This window comes from Streptomyces sp. XY006 (assembly GCF_002237655.1).
Classification (GTDB): domain Bacteria; phylum Actinomycetota; class Actinomycetes; order Streptomycetales; family Streptomycetaceae; genus Streptomyces; species Streptomyces levis.
Map to the genome: position 1 here is coordinate 91626 of NZ_NOKT01000025.1, position 18831 is coordinate 110456.

An 18831-nucleotide genomic window follows, 5' to 3' on the forward strand; every position below is an offset into this window, starting at 1 on the left:
GATGGATCACTTGCTGCGAGGGTCGAGGGCGTCACGCAGCCCGTCACCCAGCAGGTTGAAGGCCAGGACGGTGATGAAGATCGCCAGTCCGGGCACGAACATGTACTGCGGATCAGCCGTGTAGAGATCCACAGCGTTGCTGAGCATGCCGCCCCAGGAGGCCTGCGGCGGAGCGATACCGACACCGAGGAAGCTCAGTGCGGCCTCGAACAGAATGTTCGTCGGGATGATCAGCGTCGAGTAGACGAGGATCGGTGCGACGAGGTTCGGGAGGAGCTCCCGGAACAGGACGTACGGGCCGCGCGCCCCGAGGCTCGTGGCGGCCTCGATGAACTCCCGCTTGCGCAGGGTCATGGTCTGCGCCCGCACGATCCGGCCGATGTACGGCCAGCTGAAGAAGCCGATCACGAAGATCAGCACGCAGATGCGCAGGGACAGGCCGTCGAGACCGAAGAACCCGTCCTGCACGGAGGCGGAGATCGAGATGGCGAACAGCAGCAGCGGGAACGCCAGGAAGGTGTCCATCAGCCTGCTGATCACGCTGTCGATCCAGCCGCCGTAGTAGCCGGCCACCACGCCGAGGACCGTGCCGATGACCACCGACAGCAGCGTGGCGCCGCCGGCGACCAGCAGGGAGACCCAGGACCCGTCGATGATGCGGGCGAGCATGTCGCGGCCGTACTGCGGGTCCACGCCGAGCGGGTGGTCCCAACTCATGCCGCCCCAGCCGCCCTTGGGGGCGAGCAGCGCGGGGTCGATGAGGTCCTGGTTGAACTTGTTGGGATCGAGGCCGAAGATCCACTGGATCGGCTTGGAGAACACCGCCATCAGCACGAGCAGGACGACGACGACGCCGCCCGCCATCGCCACCTTGTCCCGCTTGAAGCGCATCCAGGCGATCTGGGTGAGCGAGCGCCCTTCGATCTGGCTCTTCTTGACCCCGGAGAGCACGGCCTCGGGCTGTGCTCCGGCTTCCGCCCCGGTGGTCTCGATCGGTGCGGTCACGGTGCGATTGACCCCTCTCGGGCCGGCGATCGCCTAGCCCCTGGCTGCCGCTGTAGCGGTTTTGTTTGTCTCGTACACGAGACCGACCGGCCCGTGTCTTGCCGGGAGTCTTCAACGCTTTGGCGATCTGTTGCCAGACTTGGCGATGAAAGGATGCGTAAACGTGATGCTGTCTGGGGGGTTCCGTTATCCGGACAACGGGTAACAGCGGTCGGACGCGTCGAGCTAGGTGGATTTTACGACGCACCCGTGCAATTCACCCGGATCTACGCGCGGAGAGCTGAGCAGTCCTCGCGTTTGCGCGGGGGTGTGGAACCGGCCTCGGGAAGGGTCCGCAGCGGCTCAGAACCTGCCCTGGGCGGGCGGGTATCCGTACCCGGACGCGGGGGCCTGGACGGGGGCGGTGGCGTGGGCCTCGCGGTCGTAGAACGGGCGGGCGTTGGCCCGCAGCCACATGGCGACCGGGTCGTGTTCGTCGGACATCGCGACCGTGGAGACGGGGAGTCCGTCCGGGACGGCGCCGAGGGACTGCTGCATCATCGCGCGCACGGAATCCACCGCCGGCGGCGAGGTGTCGTACACGTCCAGTCCGATGGCGAGGTACGGCGCGCCCAGCGCGGGCTGCACCCAGGCGCGGCGCAGCGAGCGGACCGCCGGGGTGCGGTGGGCGTTCTGCGCGAGCAGGGCGTAGAACTGCGGGATCTCGATGGCCGGCTCGGACAGCCGCAGGGGCCCGGCGGGCTGGCGGTCCAGGCCCGTGGCAATTCTGCGCAGGTCGAGCCAGGGGATGCCGACGCCGCCGCCCGGGGCGTGCGGGTTGAGCCAGAGGCCGTAGTGGTCGGGGTAGAGGGCGCGGGCCACGTCGACGCCGTCGACCACCTCGTAGGAGCGGTTCCAGCCGCTGGCCGAGAGCTCCTGGGCGGAGGTCACACAGGGCGCGTAGCCGTAGCCCTCGACCTCCATGTTTCCGTACTGGGCGTCCGGGGAGCCGGCCTGGCCCTGCCACAGGAGCATCCAGATCTGGCCGCTGTGCGGGGTGGCGAGCGCGCGCAGGAGTGCCTCGTAGGCGTCGTAGCGCCCGGGCGTGACCTGGCGCAGCATGTGCTCGACCTGTCCGGCCGCGGCCGTGCCGCTCGCGCTCACCTTTACCGCCCCTTCGTACAACGCCTCGACCGTGACCTAGCTTAAGCCCGCCCACCGACTCGGGACTTGCCCTCGTCCGGCGCGTGCGGGTCCGTCCATGGCGTGTCGCGCCCCCGCGGCGCAGCGGCATGGTGTCACAGCCGCGTCCCCCGGGCCGGTCGCCCTATCGCTGATAGAAGGGCCGGACCCGGTCCTTCATCCAGTGGCCCACCGGGTCCTCCGCCACGTCCAGGAGGACGAGGTTGACGGGCCAGGGGGCCGGTGACGCGGTGACGGCCCGGGTCAGCGCCTCCAGGGGCAGGGCGCGCAGATCGCCTTCCCACTGGGAGAGTTCGACGCCCACGAACATCACGGGGTCGGCGGTCTCGATCGCGGCGAGGCAGCGGCGGGCGGTGAGGACGACGCCGATCGCCTCGAACTCGGCGGAGGCGGCGGCGAGGAAGTCCACCGGGTCGTCCTGCCAGTCGGGCTCGAAGAGGCGGACCCGGCCGCCGCTCGCGGGGCCGTCCAGCGGGGTCCGGCCGGCCCGGCACAGGTCGGCGACGGCGGGCGGGGGCAGGGGTATGCCGACCACGCCGCCGGGGTTGACGACGATCCCCGCGTGCGGGGGCAGGCCGCGGGCGAACTCCACGGCGGGCGCGATGGTGTACGACATGTGCGGCCCTGCGGCCTGGCGGAACTGCTCCTCCGAGCTGAACACCGGCACGAACGCCTGGCCGTCGATCTCGACGGCGGGCAGGTCGAGCGGGCCGCTGTGCGGGCCGCCGCCGCTGGGGAGCGGGACCCAGACGAAACTCCGGCCGAGCACCTCGACGATCCGGCCGCCGGCCGCGGGTCCGGCGCCGAGGGCGGCCGAGAGCACCTCCTCCAGCTCGTTGCCGGGCCAGCCACCGTGCGGGTGGGTCTGCGTCTGCGCCGGGAAGTCCGCGGAGAAGTCCGCCGGGAAGTCCATCTGCCTACCGCCTGCCTGAAACCACTACTGAGGCGAAAAGGCTAACGGCTCGATCGAGGGGAGTACCCGGTCCGGGAAGACGGAGTCGGGGCCGGGCAGTGCCCGGGCCGGGAGGCGCGGCCGAGTAACGGGACTGCCCTGGCCCGGGAGGCGCGGCTCGGCCGACGGGAGCGACCCGACGAGGCCTGGCTCATGGACCGCATGCCGTCCGCCGTCCCGCAGCCGGCCAGGGCCCTTCGGCCGTCATGCCGAGGTTGCTGCCGGGGCCGCCGGACGGCCGTCCGCGGAGGGAACCCGCGGGTCACGCCGGCCTCACTGGCCCCACGGCGTCGTCCCACCGTCGCCCCGCCCCCGGCCTCCCGGTGGAGCCCCGGGCGTCACCTCGCCCCCCGGCTCCCGGTGAGCCGCGGGCGTCACCTCAACCCCCGAGTCGCCCCGGGCGTCACCCCAACCCCCGGCTCCCCGTGAAACCCCGGAGGTCACCTTCACCCCAAGCTCCCCGAAACCCCCTGCCTCACCCCGTGAAGCCGATGCGGCGGAGGGTGTTGGCTGTGGTGCGGTCGGCCAGGACGGCCGAGCCGCAGCCGGGCGGGAGGTCGCCCTGTTCCACCGCGCGCAGCAGGCGGGTGGTGGCCGCGCGGTGGCGCAGGAACGCGTAGCGCGAGACGCCGCGGCCGCGGTCGCGCTGGCCCGCCAGGGCCTGCTCGGGGGTGACGTCGAGAAGCAGCAGGTGCAGCGTGCCGCCCCGGCGGCGGGCCTCGCGGGCGAGCCAGCGGCGGACCCACGCCTGCGTGCCGCAGTCGTGCACCACGATCCCCTCGCCGCCGCGCAGCGCGCGGCGCAGCCCGGCGTAGTGGGCGAGCCGGACCAGCGGGCGGTAGACCGCGTACGGCAGGAAGCCCGGCATGCGCCGCTCCCAGCGGTCCCGGGTGTCCTGGGAGTCGACCCGCCGCCCCGGGACCGTGCGCCGCATCAGCGTGGACTTGCCGCTGCCGGGCAGACCGGTGACCACCACGATGTCCCGGGGGCCGAACAGCAGCGCGTGCGGGCCGCCGCCGGGGCGGTCGCGCAGATCGCGGACGACCGGCGCCGGGCCGCGGACCGCCCGGGGCGCGGCAGCCGGCTGCTCGGGCAGCGCGACGCCCGTCGTCGTGGCGTACGCCCTGGTCCTGTTCACCGTGATCGTCCTCCCCTGGGGCCGGGCACGGAGTCCCATCCCCGCCGAGTGTAAAAAGAAGGTAATGCCGCAGGCCTCTCATTTCCGTACTCTTCCTGCAACAGGGCTGCTACAGGTCGCCCTGTCCGGCGCGCGGGACTCGTGCACTCCCTGGGAAAGGTCCCCCTGCCGCGCCGGAAGGATGCGTGCAATGATGTGCGCGCCAACTGCATACCGGCCGTTTGAATCCGCGCGGGAGAGTTCCCAGCACCGCTGACGCTGGGGCGCCGAAGGAGCAAGTCCCTCCCTTGAATCTCTCAGGCCCCGTTACCGCGCGGGCGAGGCACATCTGAAAAGCGGGCCGCTGCCACAGCGGTCCCACCCAAGGTGCAAGCCATGGACCGGCGCGGTCATGGCGAACCTCTCAGGTTCCGATGACAGATGGGGAGGAACGACCTCGCCCCGTCATCGCCCTGGGAGACGACCGACCGTGAGCAGTACAGGAGAACTCCGTCACACCGCGCTCGATGCCCTGCATCGCTCGCTCGGCGCGACGATGACCGACTTCGCCGGCTGGGACATGCCCCTGCGCTACGGCTCCGAGCGCGACGAGCACATCGCCGTGCGCACGAAGGCCGGCCTCTTCGACCTCTCCCACATGGGTGAGATCACCGTCACCGGCCCGCAGGCCGCCGCCCTCCTCGACCACGCCCTGGTGGGCAACATCGGCGGCGTGAAGCCGGGCCGCGCCCGCTACACCATGATCTGCCGGGCCGACGGCGGCATCCTGGACGACCTGATCGTCTACCGCCTCGGCGAGACGGAGTACATGGTCGTCGCCAACGCCTCCAACGCCCAGGTCGTCCTCGACGCCCTGACCGAGCGCGCCGCCGGCTTCGACGCCGAGGTGCGCGACGACCGGGACGCCTACGCGCTGATCGCCGTCCAGGGCCCGGAGTCCCCCGGCATCCTGGCGTCCCTCACGGACGCCGACCTCGACGGGCTGAAGTACTACGCCGGCCTGCCCGGCACCGTCGCCGGGGTCCCGGCCCTGATCGCCCGCACCGGGTACACCGGCGAGGACGGCTTCGAGCTGTTCGTGAAGCCGGAGCACGCCGTCGAGCTGTGGCAGGCCCTGACCAAGGCCGGCGAGGGCGCCGGGCTGGTCCCGTGCGGGCTGTCCTGCCGCGACACGCTGCGCCTGGAGGCCGGCATGCCGCTGTACGGGCACGAGCTGACCACCGCCCTGACCCCCTTCGACGCCGGTCTCGGCCGCGTGGTGAAGTTCGAGAAGGAGGGCGACTTCGTGGGGCGCGAGGCCCTGCGCGAGGCCGCCGCCCGGGCCGAGCAGAACCCGCCGCGCGTCCTGGTCGGCCTGGTCGCCGAGGGCCGCCGCGTCCCGCGCGCCGGCTACGCCGTCGTCTCCGGCGGCGAGGTGATCGGCGAGGTCACCTCCGGCGCCCCCTCCCCCACCCTGGGCAAGCCGATCGCGATGGCCTACGTCGACGCCGCGCACGCCGCGCCCGGCACGCCCGGAGTGGGCGTGGACATCCGGGGCAGTCACGAGCCGTACGAGGTCGTGGCGCTGCCGTTCTACAAGCGCCAGAAGTAGACACTGGCCAGGGGCGCCACCAGCGCCCGGCCGCCTCCCCCCGCTCACCAGCGGTCCCCTTCACCAGCACTCCCGCGCGTACAGGAGAATCCAGGCCATGAGCAACCCCACGCAGCTGCGCTACAGCAAGGAGCACGAGTGGCTGTCGGCCGCCGAGGACGGCGTGTCGACGGTCGGCATCACGGAGCACGCGGCCAACGCGCTCGGCGACGTGGTCTTCGTCCAGCTCCCCGAGGTCGGTGACACGGTGTCCGCGGGCGAGACCTGCGGCGAGCTGGAGTCGACCAAGTCCGTGTCCGACCTGTACTCCCCGGTCTCCGGTGAGGTCACCGAGGTCAACGAGGACGTCGTGAACGACCCGTCGCTGGTGAACTCGGCCCCCTTCGAGGGCGGCTGGCTGTTCAAGGTGCGGGTCACGGACGAGCCGGGCGACCTGCTCTCCGCCGACGAGTACACCGCGTTCTCCGCCGGCTGAGGAGTCGTAGCCCCATGTCCGTCCTGAACACACCCCTGCACGAGCTCGACCCGGCCGTGGCCGCCGCGGTCGACGCCGAGCTGCACCGCCAGCAGTCCACGCTGGAGATGATCGCCTCCGAGAACTTCGCCCCGGTCGCGGTCATGGAGGCGCAGGGCTCGGTCCTCACCAACAAGTACGCCGAGGGCTACCCGGGCCGCCGCTACTACGGCGGCTGCGAGCACGTCGACGTCGTCGAGCAGATCGCGATCGACCGGGTCAAGGAGCTGTTCGGCGCCGAGCACGCCAACGTGCAGCCGCACTCGGGCGCCCAGGCCAACGCGGCCGCGATGTTCGCGCTGCTCAAGCCGGGCGACACCATCATGGGCCTGAACCTCGCCCACGGCGGTCACCTGACCCACGGCATGAAGATCAACTTCTCCGGCAAGCTCTACGACGTCGTCGCCTACCACGTGGGCGACGACGGCCGGGTCGACATGGCCGAGGTCGAGCGGCTGGCCAAGGAGTCCCGGCCGAAGCTGATCGTCGCCGGCTGGTCCGCCTACCCGCGGCAGCTGGACTTCGCCGAGTTCCGCCGGATCGCGGACGAGGTCGGCGCGTACCTGATGGTCGACATGGCCCACTTCGCCGGGCTCGTCGCGGCCGGGCTGCACCCCAACCCGGTGCCGCACGCGCACGTGGTCACCACCACGACCCACAAGACGCTCGGCGGCCCGCGCGGCGGTGTGATCCTCTCCACGGCCGAACTGGCCAAGAAGATCAACTCCGCCGTCTTCCCCGGTCAGCAGGGCGGTCCGCTGGAGCACGTGGTCGCCGCCAAGGCAGTCGCCTTCAAGGTCGCCGCCTCGGAGGACTTCAAGGAGCGCCAGCGCCGTACGCTGGAGGGTGCCCGCATCCTGGCCGAGCGCCTGGTGCAGGACGACGTCCGGGCCGTGGGCGTGGACGTCCTGTCCGGCGGCACGGACGTGCACCTGGTCCTGGTCGACCTGCGCGACTCCGAGCTGGACGGCCAGCAGGCCGAGGACCGGCTGCACGGCATCGGCATCACCGTCAACCGCAACGCGATCCCGAACGACCCGCGTCCGCCGATGGTGACGTCCGGTCTGCGGATCGGCACCCCGGCCCTGGCCACCCGCGGCTTCCGGGCCGAGGACTTCGCGGAGGTCGCGGACGTCATCGCCGAGGCGCTGAAGCCGTCGTACGACGCGGAGGCCCTCAAGGCCCGGGTGAAGGCCCTGGCCGACAAGCACCCGCTGTACCCGGGTCTGAACAAGTAGGAGCGCGGCCGGCGACGGCCGCGAAGAAACCTTTCGGGAGCCGCGCCGGCCACAAGCGGGCGCGGCACCCACCCCCTTGGCACCACCCCCGTAGTCAGGAGTTCCCCCGTGGCCATCTCGGTCTTCGACCTGTTCTCGATCGGCATCGGCCCGTCCAGCTCCCACACCGTCGGCCCCATGCGGGCGGCCGGCCTCTTCGTCCGGCGGCTGCGCAACGAGGAGCTGCTCGGGTCCGTCGCCTCGGTCCGGGCGGAGCTGTACGGCTCGCTCGGCGCGACCGGGCACGGCCACGGCACCCCCAAGGCGGTGCTGCTCGGCCTGGAGGGCGACTCGCCGCGCACGGTCGACGTGGAGACCGCCGACGAGCGGGTGGAGACGATCAAGGCCGACGGCAGGCTGAACCTGCTCGGTGAGCACCAGATCGCGTTCTCCTTCGACGACGACATGGTCCTGCACCGCCGCAAGGCCCTGCCCTACCACGCGAACGGCATGACCCTGTGGGCGTACGACGCCTCGGGCGCTCAGCTGCTGTCCAAGACCTACTACTCGGTCGGCGGCGGCTTCGTCGTCGACGAGGATGCGGTCGGCGCGGACCGCATCAAACTCGACGACACCGTGCTGAAGTACCCCTTCCGCACCGGTGACGAGCTGCTGCGCCTGGCCCGGGAGACCGGCCTGTCCATCTCGGCGCTGATGCTGGAGAACGAGCGGGCCTGGCGCACGGAGGAGGAGATCCGGGAGGGCCTGCTGGAGATCTGGCGGGTCATGCAGGCGTGCGTGGCGCGCGGCATGTCCCGCGAGGGCATCCTGCCGGGCGGTCTGAAGGTGCGCCGGCGAGCCGCCAACACCGCGCGCAAGCTCCGCTCCGAGGGCGACCCGCAGGCCCTGGCGATGGAGTGGATCACCCTCTACGCGATGGCCGTGAACGAGGAGAACGCGGCCGGCGGCCGGGTCGTCACCGCTCCGACCAACGGCGCGGCCGGCATCATCCCGGCGGTCCTGCACTACTACATGAACTTCGTGCCCGGCGCCGACGAGGAGGGCGTGGTCCGCTTCCTGCTCGCCGCGGGCGCGATCGGCATGCTGTTCAAGGAGAACGCCTCCATCTCCGGCGCCGAGGTCGGCTGCCAGGGCGAGGTCGGCTCCGCCTGCTCCATGGCCGCGGGCGCCCTCGCCGAGGTCCTCGGCGGCTCCCCCGAGCAGGTCGAGAACGCGGCCGAGATCGGCATGGAGCACAACCTGGGCCTGACCTGCGACCCGGTCGGCGGCCTGGTCCAGATCCCCTGCATCGAGCGCAACGGCATGGCGGCGGTCAAGGCCGTCACCGCCGCCCGCATGGCGATGCGCGGCGACGGCTCCCACAAGGTGTCCCTGGACAAGGTCATCAAGACGATGAAGGACACGGGCGCGGACATGTCCGTGAAGTACAAGGAGACGGCCCGGGGCGGGCTGGCGGTGAACATCATCGAGTGCTGACGGGCCGCCGGGGCGACGTCTCACATCGCGAGAAGGCTGTACCGGGAAACAAGATGGCTGACATCGTTGTACCAGCCATGTTTCACACGTGAAAGACCGAGCGATGCCCGCACCAGTCCCCGGTTCAGCCCCGACGCCCGTCAACCCCCGGTCCCGGGTCCTCGTCGCCAGCCTCATCGGCACGACGATCGAGTTCTACGACTTCTACATCTACGCGACCGCCGCGGTGCTCGTCTTCCCCCAGCTGTTCTTCCCGGACAGCGACCCGACCACCGCGCTGCTGTCGTCCTTCGCGGTCTTCGGCGCCGCGATGGTCGCCCGTCCGGTCGGCGCCGTCGTCTTCGGGCACCTCGGCGACCGGCTCGGCCGCAAGAAGACGCTCGTCGTCTCGCTCCTGACCATGGGCGTCGCCACCTTCCTCATCGGCGTGCTGCCCACCTACGCCCAGGCCGGCTGGGTGGCCACCGCGCTGCTGGTGCTGATGCGGCTCGCGCAGGGCTTCGCGCTCGGCGGGGAGTGGAGCGGTGCCGCCCTGGTCGCCACCGAGAACGCCCCCAGCGGCAAGCGCGCCCTGTACGGCACCTTCCCGCAGCTGGGCGCCCCGCTGGGCTTCATCATCGGCAACGGCCTGTTCCTGCTCATGGGCGCGCTGCTGCCCTCCGCGGCCGGCGCCGACCCCTCCCAGCCCTCGGACGCCTTCCTCGTCTGGGGCTGGCGCGTGCCGTTCCTGTTCTCCGCCGTGATGGTCGCCATCGGCCTGTGGGTGCGCTCCCGGCTCGTCGAGTCGGCGGTGTTCACCAGGACCCGCGCCGCGGGCGGGGTGCGGCGGCTGCCGCTGGCCACCGTGGTGCGCGGCCACGGCAGGCAGCTCGTCCTGGGCACCTTCATCATGCTGGCGACCTATGTGCTCTTCTACCTGATGACCACGTTCTCGCTGAGCTACGGACGGGCCGCGAAGAACGCCGCCGTGCCCGGACTGGGGTACGGCTACACCACCTTCGTCCTGATGCTGATCTTCGGCGTGCTGTTCTTCGCCGCCTTCACCCTGGTCTCCGGCCCGCTCGCCGACCGGTACGGGCGGCGCACCACGCTGATCCGGGTCACCGCGGCGATCGTGGTCTTCGGACTGGTCTGGGCCCCGCTGATCGGCCTGGGCACCTTCGGCGTGGTGATGTGGCTCGTGCTCGGCTTCACCCTCATGGGCCTGACGTTCGGCCCGATGGGCGCGCTGCTGCCCGAACTCTTCCCGACCAGCGTGCGCTACACCGGCTCCGGCATCTCGTACAACGTCAGCTCGATCCTCGGAGCGGCGGTCGCCCCGTTCATCGCGGTGGCGCTGTGGGAGGCCGGGGACGGCTCGCCGTGGCTGGTCGGCCTCTACCTCTCGGCGATGGCCCTGCTGACGCTGACCGCGCTGCTCCTCGGCAAGGAGACCCGGCACGTCTCCCTGGACGACGGCGAGACCGCCCGTACCGACGACCCGGAACGCTCCGTGACCGCGACCGGCGGAAGTTGACATCCGCACATCGGCCCGCAGCGGCCCGTGCCATGGTGGTGGGCACCAACTCCCCCTCCCCCACGAGCACTTCAGGGAGCCCCCCATGCTGCGCGGCATCGATGTGAGCGCCTACCAGTCCTCCTCCTACGACACCGACGGCCTCTCCTTCGTCTTCGTCAAGGCGACGGAGGGGCGGTCGTACGTCAACCCCCGGCTGGCCGCCCAGACCAAGCGGGCGCGGGACGCCGGCCTGGTCGTCGGCTTCTACCACTTCCTGTGGCCCGGCAACCTCACCGCCCAGGCGGAGTACTTCGTCGGCAAGGCGCCGGACCGGGCGGGCGACATCCTCGCCGTCGACTGGGAGACGACCGGCGACGGCACCCACGCGAGCAACGCGGAGAAGGACCGGTTCATACGGAAGCTGAAGGAACTGCGGCCGGACAACCGCGTGGTGCTCTACTGCAACCGGGATTTCTGGCTCAACGTCGACACGACCTCCTACGCCGGCGACGGGCTGTGGATAGCCGACTACGTCTCCGCGGGAAAGCCCCGCATCAAGGCGAAGTGGCGCTTCCACCAGTACACCGACGACCCGCTGGACAAGAACGTGGCCGACTTCGAGAGCAAGGCGGCACTGCGGAAGTGGGCCACGGACGCCTGATCCCGCGGACGCCTGATCACGCGGACACCCGGACCCGCGGCCACCCGGACCCGCCGGCTCTAGCCGCGGAAGTCCGGCGTGCGCTCCGGGGACGCCTCCGACAGGGCCTTGGTGACCTCCTGGACTCCGCCGCGCAGGCCGGAGACCGGGGTGCCGGGCTGCTGGCGCCAGGAGTCGTCCAGGCCGCCCGCGTCGACCGTGTCGAAGCCGAGTTCCCCGATCAGGTCGCGTACCTTCCGCTTGGCCGCCTCGTCGTCGCCGGCCACCGGGAGGGCGATGCGGTCGGGGTCGCCTTCCGGGCGGTGGCGGTCCAGGATGTCCTGGGCGTAGGTGCCGTTGAAGGCCTTGACCACGGGGTGGCCCAGCTGCCGTTCCGTCCAGCGGCTCTCCGTGAGGCCCTCGTCCTCGATCCCGGCGATCCTGCCGTCGCGCTGCCTGGGGTAGTAGTTGCCGGTGTCGATGACCGCGACGCCCTCCGCCGCGCCGTCCAGCAGGCCGGACGGCAGGTCCGGGACCGCCTTCAGGGGAATGGCCACCACGACGACCTCCGCGCCCCGAGCGGCCTCCTCGACCGGTACGGGCGTCGCGCCGGTCTCCTCCGCCAGGGCGGTGAGGGTGTGCGGCCCGCGGGAATTGGCGACGGACACGTCGTGGCCCAGGGCCGTGAGCCGCCGGGTCAGGTTGCCGCCGATGTTGCCCGCTCCGATGATGCCGATCTTCATGTCCTCGCCCTTCCGGGGGTGGATGGCGCCTCGCGGCTGCTGGTGACCTGGGCAACCTCGGGGGCGGGTGGGCTATTCCTGGCCCTGCGGGGCCGCGGGACATGCCGAGGGGCCCGGTCCGTGCGCGCACGGACCGGGCCCCTTCGCTCGGGTTCCCGGGCGGCCTACTTGTTCAGGTAGCCCCAGAACTCGTCGAAGCTCAGCTTCTTGTCGCCGTCCAGGTCGCGGCTCTTGATGACGACCTCGGCGACCGACTCGGTGACGTTCCAGTCACCCGACTGGGCCAGGGCGGTCTTGAACTCGGCAGCGGTGATGAAACCGTCACCGTCCGTATCGATCCGCTCGAAATGCTTGCGTGCTTCCTCGATGTCCGCCACCGATCGCCCCTCGTCTCGTGCTGTACGTCGTACTGACGCAGGTCAGATTAACCGCCCGCGCGAACACCCACCGAGCCGCCCACCCGGCCGGGCCCGGTCCGAGGGCGAAGCGCCCTCGTCGGGCCAGTAACGGATGGTGCGCAGGGTCAGTGCCGCGGTCAGTGCCAGGGCTTGTAGTGGGGGTTGCTCTCGCAGTCGCTCATGATCTCGGTCTTCGTCGCCTTGTCGACCGGGCAGACGCCGACGATGTACCGCCGGGCGATGCCGCCGGGGAAGGCGACCTCCTGCTGGTCGGCGTATTTGTGGGTGTCGCCGATGGTCTTGTTGACGTCGACGCCGCCGGGGGCGTCGACGTAGTAGTTGAAGGCGGACTTCCACTTCTTGAACAGGTCGTGGTCGTACGTCGTCGACACGTACGGGGACGGCTGGTTGACCAGGACGTACTTCTCCAGGTCGTACTGCCCGTTCACGACGTCCCTGGGGCGGAAGCCCTCCTCGAAGACCACGGAGGGGCCGCGGCCGTCGGCGCGGTAGAGGGTGCCGCAGGTGGTGCGCCAGGACGGGTCGGGCGTGATCCGGCCGAGGTCGACGCGGCGGTCGGCGGCGGCTTCGGCCTTGTCGTCGTACTGCACGGGGCAGGCGGCCGGTGCGGGGGCGGCGGGCCGGGCGGGCGCCTGGGCCGGTGCGGCGGCCGTGGTGGTCAGGACGGCCGCGAGGGAGAGGGCGGCGGCCGTGGCGCGCCGCGGGCGGAGAGTGATCATGCGGAGCACGATCGCGGTTCCGCCGCGGCGGGCCCGGGATCCTCACCCGATCAGGGCGTGTCAACTGCCGTGATGTGGACGGCGGATGGGGTCAGCGGAAGATGCCCGTGTGGCCGAGCGAGTAGCGGCCGGGCTGGGGGTAGACGGCGAGGCCGTGCGGGCCGCTGCCGACGGGGATGCGGGCGAGCTGGGTGCCGGTGCGGGTGTCGACGGCGTACACCTCGGCGTCGTAGCGGCCGGAGAGCCAGAGCACCTTGCCGTCGGCGGAGACGCCGCCCATGTCGGGGCTGCCGCCGTCGGGCAGCCGCCACTTCTTGGTGAGCTTGTTCTGTGTGAAGTCGAAGACGGAGATCGTGCCCTCGCCGCGGTTGGACACGTACATCTCGCGGGAGTCGCGGCCGACGTAGAGGCCGTGGCAGCCCTTGCCGGTGGGCAGCAGGGTGGGCTCGGTGAACCTGTCGCCGTCCAGGACCCACATGCCGTGGGCCATCATGTCGGCGATGTAGAACCTCTTGCCGTCGGGGGAGAGCTTCACGTCCTGCGGCATGGCGCCCTCGAACGGCAGCCGCTGCTGGCCGACGACCTCCATCTTCTCCGTGTCGACCTTGAGCAGCTCGCCGCTGAACTCGCAGGAGACGATGAAGTAGCGGCCGTCGAGGGAGAAGTCGGCGTGGTTGACGCCGTAGCAGGAGACCGGGACGGTCTTCCTGACCGCCATGGTGTGCGGGTCGCGGAAGACGAGCTCGCGGTCGAGGGAGGCCATGACGACGGCGTACTTGCCGTGGGGCGTGAAGTACAGGTTGTAGGGGTCGTGGACCTCGACCTCCTTGCCCGCCTTGCCGGTCTTCGGGTCGATCGGGGTGAGGGTGTGGCCGCGGTTGTTGTTGACCCAGAGCGTCTTCAGGTCCCAGGACGGAACGACGTGCTGGGGCTGCCGGCCCACGGGGATCGTCTCGATGATCTCGTACGTCTTCGGGTCGATGACGGAGACCGTGTCGGACTCGGTGTTGGGGACGTAGACCCGGGACGGGAAGTCCTTGACGACGGGGGACAGCCTGCCCGGGCGGTCGGCCGCGTAGACGTCCTCCGGGTCGAGGACGGGCGGCATGCCGGGCAGGCCCTCGACGGGCTTCTTCTCGGGCGGGGCGGGCACGGCGGCCTTGGTGCCGCGCGCCTCGGAGGTCCGCTCCCCGTCCGTGCCGCAGGCGGCGAGGACGGCGAGGGCGGCGCCCGTGACCAGGGCGCTTTTGACGAGGTGACGGTGCATTCCCCCATTTAAGGGGCGCATGATCGGGAATCGGGTCATTCGCCCGACCGGTGGCCGGGTGAGCCCCCGTCTCAGCGGTCGGCGACCCGCATCTCGAACCAGGTGGTCTTGCCCCGGGGCAGCAGGTCGACCCCCCAGCGGTCGGCCAGCTTGTCGACCAGGAACAGGCCCCGGCCGCTGATGTCCATCTCTTGCACCGGCATCAGGCACGGCAGCCCGCGGGAGGGATCGCGGACCTCGACGCGGATCCAGCCGCGGCGCCGGTGCAGGCGCAGTCCGAAGACGCGGGCGCCGGTGTGGCGTACGGCGTTGCCGACCAGTTCGGAGACGAGGAGGACCGCGTCCTCCGTGGTCTTGGGCGTGAGCCCCCAGTGGCGCAGGACCACGACCTGGGTGAGGCGCCTGGCGGTGGCGGCGGACTCGGGGCGGGACGGCAGTGGAACCTCTGCCTCCGTCGGGTTGCCGTACAACTCCAGCGCCTTCAGCGCGTGTTCGTCCTCGACGGTCGGCGACCAGCGTGCCGCGGACGCATGAGCGTGCCCCCGCGGCTGTTCCATACCCTCCAGCCCCGCCATGCCCCCATCATGGCCGTCCGGGGCGTCCGCCGGGGGCGTTCCCGGCGAATACGCCCCGGGGGACGGCTCGCGCACCGTCGGCCCTCCGTCATATGCCACTGACACTTCGGCCTGGTCCGCACCCGGGCTGACCTGCTGGAACGGACCATTCCGGGGCAATCGGCGGACTCCTTCGATCCGGCACGCTTAAGGTTGCCTTAAGGCTGCCATAAACCGCCCCATCGAGGGACCCGGATCAGACACGGCGTCAATTGCAACCCCCTGGAGGGATGTTCAGAGGAACTTCGCCTTGCCCGGCCCCTCTTCCACGAAGCTGCGCATCCCGCGCTCGCGGTCCTCGGTGGCGAACAGGCCGGCGAACCAGTTCCGCTCGATCGCGAGGCCGGTGTCGATGTCCGTCTCCAGGCCGACGTCGATCGACTCCTTGGCGGCGCGCAGCGCGAGGGCCGGGCCCTGGGCCAGCTTCGCGGCCCAGGCGTGCGCCTGCGCGTACACCTCGTCGGCGGGCACGACCCGGTCGACCAGGCCGATCTCCCTGGCCTCGTCGGCCTTGACCATGCGGCCCGTGAAGATGAGGTCCTTGGCCTTGGAGGGGCCGACCAGGCGGGCCAGGCGCTGGGTGCCGCCGGCGCCGGGGATCAGGCCGAGCAGGATCTCCGGCTGGCCGAGCTTGGCGTTCTCGGCGGCGATGCGGAAGTCCGCGCAGAGCGCGAGCTCGCAGCCGCCGCCCAGGGCGTAGCCCGTCACGGCCGCGACGACGGGCTTGGGGATGCGGGCCACGGCCGTGAAGGAGTCCTGCAGGGCGCGGGCGCGCAGGACCATCGCGGTGTGGTCCATCGCCTGCATCTCCTTGATGTCCGCGCCGGCCGCGAACACCTTCTCGCCGCCGTAGACCACCACGGCCCGCACGTCCTCGCGGCGCGCGGCCTCCTCGGCGAGTTCCTTCAGCCGGTCCTGCGTGGCGATGTCCAGCGCGTTCATGGGCGGTCGGTCGAGGCGGAGCGTGCCGACGCCTTCAGCGACTTCGAGAGAGATGGTCATGGGCAGCAGGTTAACGGGGACTAACGGACAGGGCCCCGGTGCGGTCCGTCACACCGGGGCCCTGCGTCAGCGCCGGAGTGCTACTTCTTCCACTTCTCCCACGACATGTTCCAGCCGTTGAGCCCGTTGTCCGGGTCGACGATCCGGTCCTCGGAGTTCTTGACGACGACCACGTCACCGATCATGGAGTTGTCGAAGAACCAGGCCGCCGGCACCTTCTTGTCCCAGCCGCCGCGCACGTCGCGCAGGCCGATGCAGCCGTGGCTGGCGTTGTAGTTGCCGAAGGCGCCGCCCGCCCAGTAGTTGCCGTGCAGGAACGTGCCAGAGGTGGTGAGGCGGACGGCGTGCGGGACGTCCTTGATGTCGTACTCGCCGCCGTAGCCGACGGTCTCGCCGTTCATCCGGGTGACCGTGAGCATCTCGCTGATGACCATCTGGCCGTTCCAGGTCTCCATGCCGGGCTTGCCGGTGGTGACCGGGATGGTCTTGACGACCTTGCCGTCGCGCATGACCTTCATGGTGAGCTTCTTGGCGTCGACCACCGAGACCTGGTTGCGGCCGATGGTGAACTCGACCTTCTTGTCCTGCTCGCCGTAGACGCCGGGGCGGCCCTCGACGCCGTCGAGGTTCAGGTCGACGGTCACCTTGGTGCCGGGCTTCCAGTACTTCTCGGGGCGGAAGTCGAGCCGGTCGTTGCCGAACCAGTGGCCCTCGACGTCGACGGCCGGCTCGGTCCTGATGCGGATGGCGTTCTCGACGGCCTCCGGGCTGGTGATGCCCCGGGAGAAGCGGAGGGAGAACGGCATGCCGACGCCGACCTTGGAGCCGTCCTCGGGAGTGAAGGTGCCGATGAAGGTGTTCTTCGGCGTCAGCGTGGTGAAGCCGGCGTCCTCCGCGGCGGTGCGGCCCTCGGCGTCCTTGGCGACCGCGTGGACGGTGTACTTGGTGGCACCGGCCAGGTGCGTGGACGGCGTCCACGTGGCACCGTCGCCGGATATCCTCCCGTCGATCCGCTTGCCCTCGGCGTCCTTGACGACGACCTCCGAGAGCCTGCCCTTGGCGGCGGTGACCTTCAGGGCGCCGCTGGTCTCGACGGACTTGGCCCCGTCCTTCGGCGCGATGCTGACGACGGCCTCGGACTGCTTGCTCTGCGCGGTGTCCGCGTCCTGGCCCTTGCCGCCGCCCGCGCCGGAACCGGAGCCGCCGTCCCCGCCGCCGCACGCCGTCACGGCGAACAGCAGCGCGCCGACGACCAGCGCGAGCCTGGCGTTCCCGTGTCCAACCGACGCCCCCGATATCGGTCGCACGTTCAAGTGGTTCTCCCCTCCCCGGACCTGGTCAGGCCCGCTCCCCGGCGCGTGTCCCCCGCGCACCGGCGAATAGTAACCACCAAGTGAGCGGCCCCGGCGGCCCGCGAATGTCACTGTTCGGTCCCAACGGAACGCGCCTCAACCCGCCCCCCTGTCCGGTTACTTCACCGCACTGCCCGCCTTCCATGCATTCCAGCCCATATTCCAGCCTCCGAGCCCGTTGTCGGGAGCGACCTTTTTGTCGTTGCTGTTGACCACCTCGACGACGTCCCCGACGAGGCTCCGGTCGAAGAACCAGCCGGCCGGGGTGTCCGAGCCGCCGCCCTTCACATCGCGCAGGCCGACGCACCCGTGGCTGACGTTGGTGCGGCCGAACACACTGCGGTGGGCCCAGTAGTTGCCGTGCAGGAAGGTGCCGGAGTCGGTCAGGCGCATGGCGTGCGGGACGTCGGGGATGTCGTACTCGCCCTTGCCGTCGCGCTTCTTGAAGCCGACCGTGGCGCCGTTCATCCGGGTGACCTCCAGCATCTCGGTCACCACCATCTTGCCGTTGTACGTGGTGGTCTTCGGGGCCCCGGCCGTCACCGGCACGGTGGCCAGCGGCTCGCCGTCCCGCCGCACCTCCATGGAGTGCCGGGCGGCGTCGACGACGGAGATCTGGCTGCGGCCGACGGTGAAGGAAAACCGCTTGTCCTGCAGGCCGTAGAGGCCGGGCCCGCCCTTCACGTCCCGCAGGCGCAGCTCGACGGTGACCCGGGTGCCGGGCTTCCAGTAGTCCTGGGGGCGGAAGTCGAGCCGGGTCCGGCCGAACCAGTGCGGGCGGATCTCGACGGCCGGGCGGGCGGTGACCCGCACGGCGCGTTCGACGGCCGCCCGGTCGGCGATCCGCCGGCTGAACTGCAGGGAGACGATCATGCCGGTGCCGACCGTGGCGCGGTGCTCCGGCGTGACGTAGCCGATGAAGCGCTCCTTGGGGACGTACGTGGTGAAGGTGGTGTGCCGGGCCGAGCGGCGTCCGCCGGCGTCCACGGCCACGGCGTCGATCGTGTACTTGGCGCCCAGCGCGAGCCGCCGCTCCTCGGGTTCCCAGGTGAGGCCGTCGGCGGAGACGTGCCCGGGCACGGGGGTCTCCTGCGCGTCCTGCGACCGGACGACCTTCACCGACTCCAGCCGGCCGTCGGGCACGCGCACCCGCAGTTCCTGCCCGGGGCGCACGCCCCTGGTGCCGTCGCCGGGCGTGACCTCGATGACGTCCTCGGGCGCCGGGGGCGCGCCGAAGACCCCGGCGATGCCGCCGCCGTCGTCCGAGGTACAGCCGGTGGCCCCGGCGAGGAGCCCTGCCCATGTCACTACGGCGGCCAGCGCGGCCCTCGCGCGCCGCGCGCGCCCTTGTACGTGCCTCACGAGGTGCCCAACGACCGGTCGCGTCCCCGGGAAACGACCATGCCCGCCCCCGGGGAAACGTGAGTGCGACCCATGCTCTGGGCAGAACAGTGGGGAGGACGACGCGCAGGGGAGCCGCG

18 protein-coding genes and 2 riboswitches are annotated in these 18831 nt (G+C 71.1%); of the genes, 6 read left to right on the forward strand and 12 right to left on the reverse strand.

Going from position 1 to position 18831, the window contains the following annotated elements:
- Positions 1–6: 6 nt before the first annotated feature.
- The 4 genes from CHR28_RS26955 to CHR28_RS26970 all read right to left on the reverse strand — a co-directional run bounded on the left by CHR28_RS26955 (position 7) and on the right by CHR28_RS26970 (position 4277).
- Positions 7–1005: an ABC transporter permease gene (locus tag CHR28_RS26955; protein WP_094056291.1), complete on the reverse strand. Its 999-nt coding sequence runs from the start codon at positions 1003–1005 to the stop codon at positions 7–9.
- 342 nt (positions 1006–1347) lie between these two features.
- Positions 1348–2148, reverse strand: a complete 801-nt coding sequence (locus CHR28_RS26960) for an enhanced serine sensitivity protein SseB C-terminal domain-containing protein (RefSeq protein WP_094056292.1) — start codon at positions 2146–2148, stop codon at positions 1348–1350.
- A gap of 163 nt (positions 2149–2311) precedes the next feature.
- Positions 2312–3100, reverse strand: a complete 789-nt coding sequence (locus CHR28_RS26965; protein ID WP_094056293.1) for an enhanced serine sensitivity protein SseB — start codon at positions 3098–3100, stop codon at positions 2312–2314.
- Positions 3101–3614: 514 nt separating this feature from the next.
- Positions 3615–4277 carry an AAA family ATPase gene (locus CHR28_RS26970; protein ID WP_094056294.1) on the reverse strand — a complete coding sequence of 221 codons (663 nt, stop codon included), beginning with the start codon at positions 4275–4277 and terminating at the stop codon, positions 3615–3617.
- Between the two features lie 222 nt (positions 4278–4499).
- Positions 4500–4599: riboswitch (glycine riboswitch) on the forward strand.
- Positions 4600–4707, forward strand: a riboswitch (glycine riboswitch).
- A 39-nt stretch (positions 4708–4746) separates the two neighbouring features.
- Here CHR28_RS26970 and gcvT point away from each other — a divergent pair.
- The 6 genes from gcvT to CHR28_RS27000 all read left to right on the forward strand — a co-directional run bounded on the left by gcvT (position 4747) and on the right by CHR28_RS27000 (position 11255).
- Entirely contained in the window at positions 4747–5868 is a 1122-nt protein-coding gene (gene gcvT, locus CHR28_RS26975) for a glycine cleavage system aminomethyltransferase GcvT (RefSeq protein ID WP_094056295.1), read from the forward strand.
- 97 nt (positions 5869–5965) lie between these two features.
- Positions 5966–6343 carry a glycine cleavage system protein GcvH gene (gcvH, locus tag CHR28_RS26980; RefSeq protein WP_094056296.1) on the forward strand — a complete coding sequence of 126 codons (378 nt, stop codon included), beginning with the start codon at positions 5966–5968 and terminating at the stop codon, positions 6341–6343.
- 14 nt (positions 6344–6357) lie between these two features.
- Complete coding sequence (gene glyA / locus CHR28_RS26985; protein ID WP_094056297.1) at positions 6358–7620, forward strand: serine hydroxymethyltransferase; 1263 nt, start codon at positions 6358–6360, stop codon at positions 7618–7620.
- A 108-nt stretch (positions 7621–7728) separates the two neighbouring features.
- Positions 7729–9096, forward strand: coding sequence for an L-serine ammonia-lyase (locus tag CHR28_RS26990; RefSeq protein ID WP_094056298.1), 1368 nt, complete (start codon positions 7729–7731; stop codon positions 9094–9096).
- A 103-nt stretch (positions 9097–9199) separates the two neighbouring features.
- Positions 9200–10612, forward strand: a complete 1413-nt coding sequence (locus CHR28_RS26995) for an MFS transporter (protein ID WP_094056299.1) — start codon at positions 9200–9202, stop codon at positions 10610–10612.
- An 85-nt stretch (positions 10613–10697) separates the two neighbouring features.
- Complete coding sequence (locus CHR28_RS27000; RefSeq protein ID WP_094056300.1) at positions 10698–11255, forward strand: glycoside hydrolase family 25 protein; 558 nt, start codon at positions 10698–10700, stop codon at positions 11253–11255.
- A gap of 59 nt (positions 11256–11314) precedes the next feature.
- Here CHR28_RS27000 and CHR28_RS27005 read toward each other — a convergent pair whose 3' ends face one another.
- From CHR28_RS27005 to CHR28_RS27040, 8 genes are all read right to left on the reverse strand, one after another.
- Positions 11315–12001, reverse strand: a complete 687-nt coding sequence (locus CHR28_RS27005) for an NADPH-dependent F420 reductase (RefSeq protein WP_256984429.1) — start codon at positions 11999–12001, stop codon at positions 11315–11317.
- Between the two features lie 140 nt (positions 12002–12141).
- A complete protein-coding gene (locus tag CHR28_RS27010; RefSeq protein WP_094056302.1) occupies positions 12142–12354 on the reverse strand; it encodes an EF-hand domain-containing protein in 213 nt (70 codons plus the stop codon).
- Between the two features lie 158 nt (positions 12355–12512).
- A complete protein-coding gene (locus tag CHR28_RS27015; protein ID WP_094056318.1) occupies positions 12513–13115 on the reverse strand; it encodes an ADP-ribosyltransferase in 603 nt (200 codons plus the stop codon).
- Positions 13116–13206: 91 nt separating this feature from the next.
- The gene (locus CHR28_RS27020; RefSeq protein WP_094056303.1) at positions 13207–14382 is read right to left on the reverse strand and encodes a YncE family protein; all 1176 of its coding nucleotides are present in this window, start codon (positions 14380–14382) and stop codon (positions 13207–13209) included.
- Positions 14383–14453: 71 nt separating this feature from the next.
- On the reverse strand, positions 14454–15062 hold the full coding sequence (locus CHR28_RS27025; RefSeq protein ID WP_094056319.1) for an ATP-binding protein: 609 nt from the start codon (positions 15060–15062) through the stop codon (positions 14454–14456).
- Between the two features lie 168 nt (positions 15063–15230).
- Positions 15231–15998, reverse strand: coding sequence for an enoyl-CoA hydratase/isomerase family protein (locus tag CHR28_RS27030; protein WP_094056304.1), 768 nt, complete (start codon positions 15996–15998; stop codon positions 15231–15233).
- A gap of 80 nt (positions 15999–16078) precedes the next feature.
- Positions 16079–17311, reverse strand: coding sequence for a L,D-transpeptidase (locus CHR28_RS27035; protein ID WP_179272575.1), 1233 nt, complete (start codon positions 17309–17311; stop codon positions 16079–16081).
- Positions 17312–17467: 156 nt separating this feature from the next.
- Positions 17468–18712 carry a L,D-transpeptidase gene (locus CHR28_RS27040; protein WP_094056305.1) on the reverse strand — a complete coding sequence of 415 codons (1245 nt, stop codon included), beginning with the start codon at positions 18710–18712 and terminating at the stop codon, positions 17468–17470.
- Positions 18713–18831: the final 119 nt, after the last annotated feature.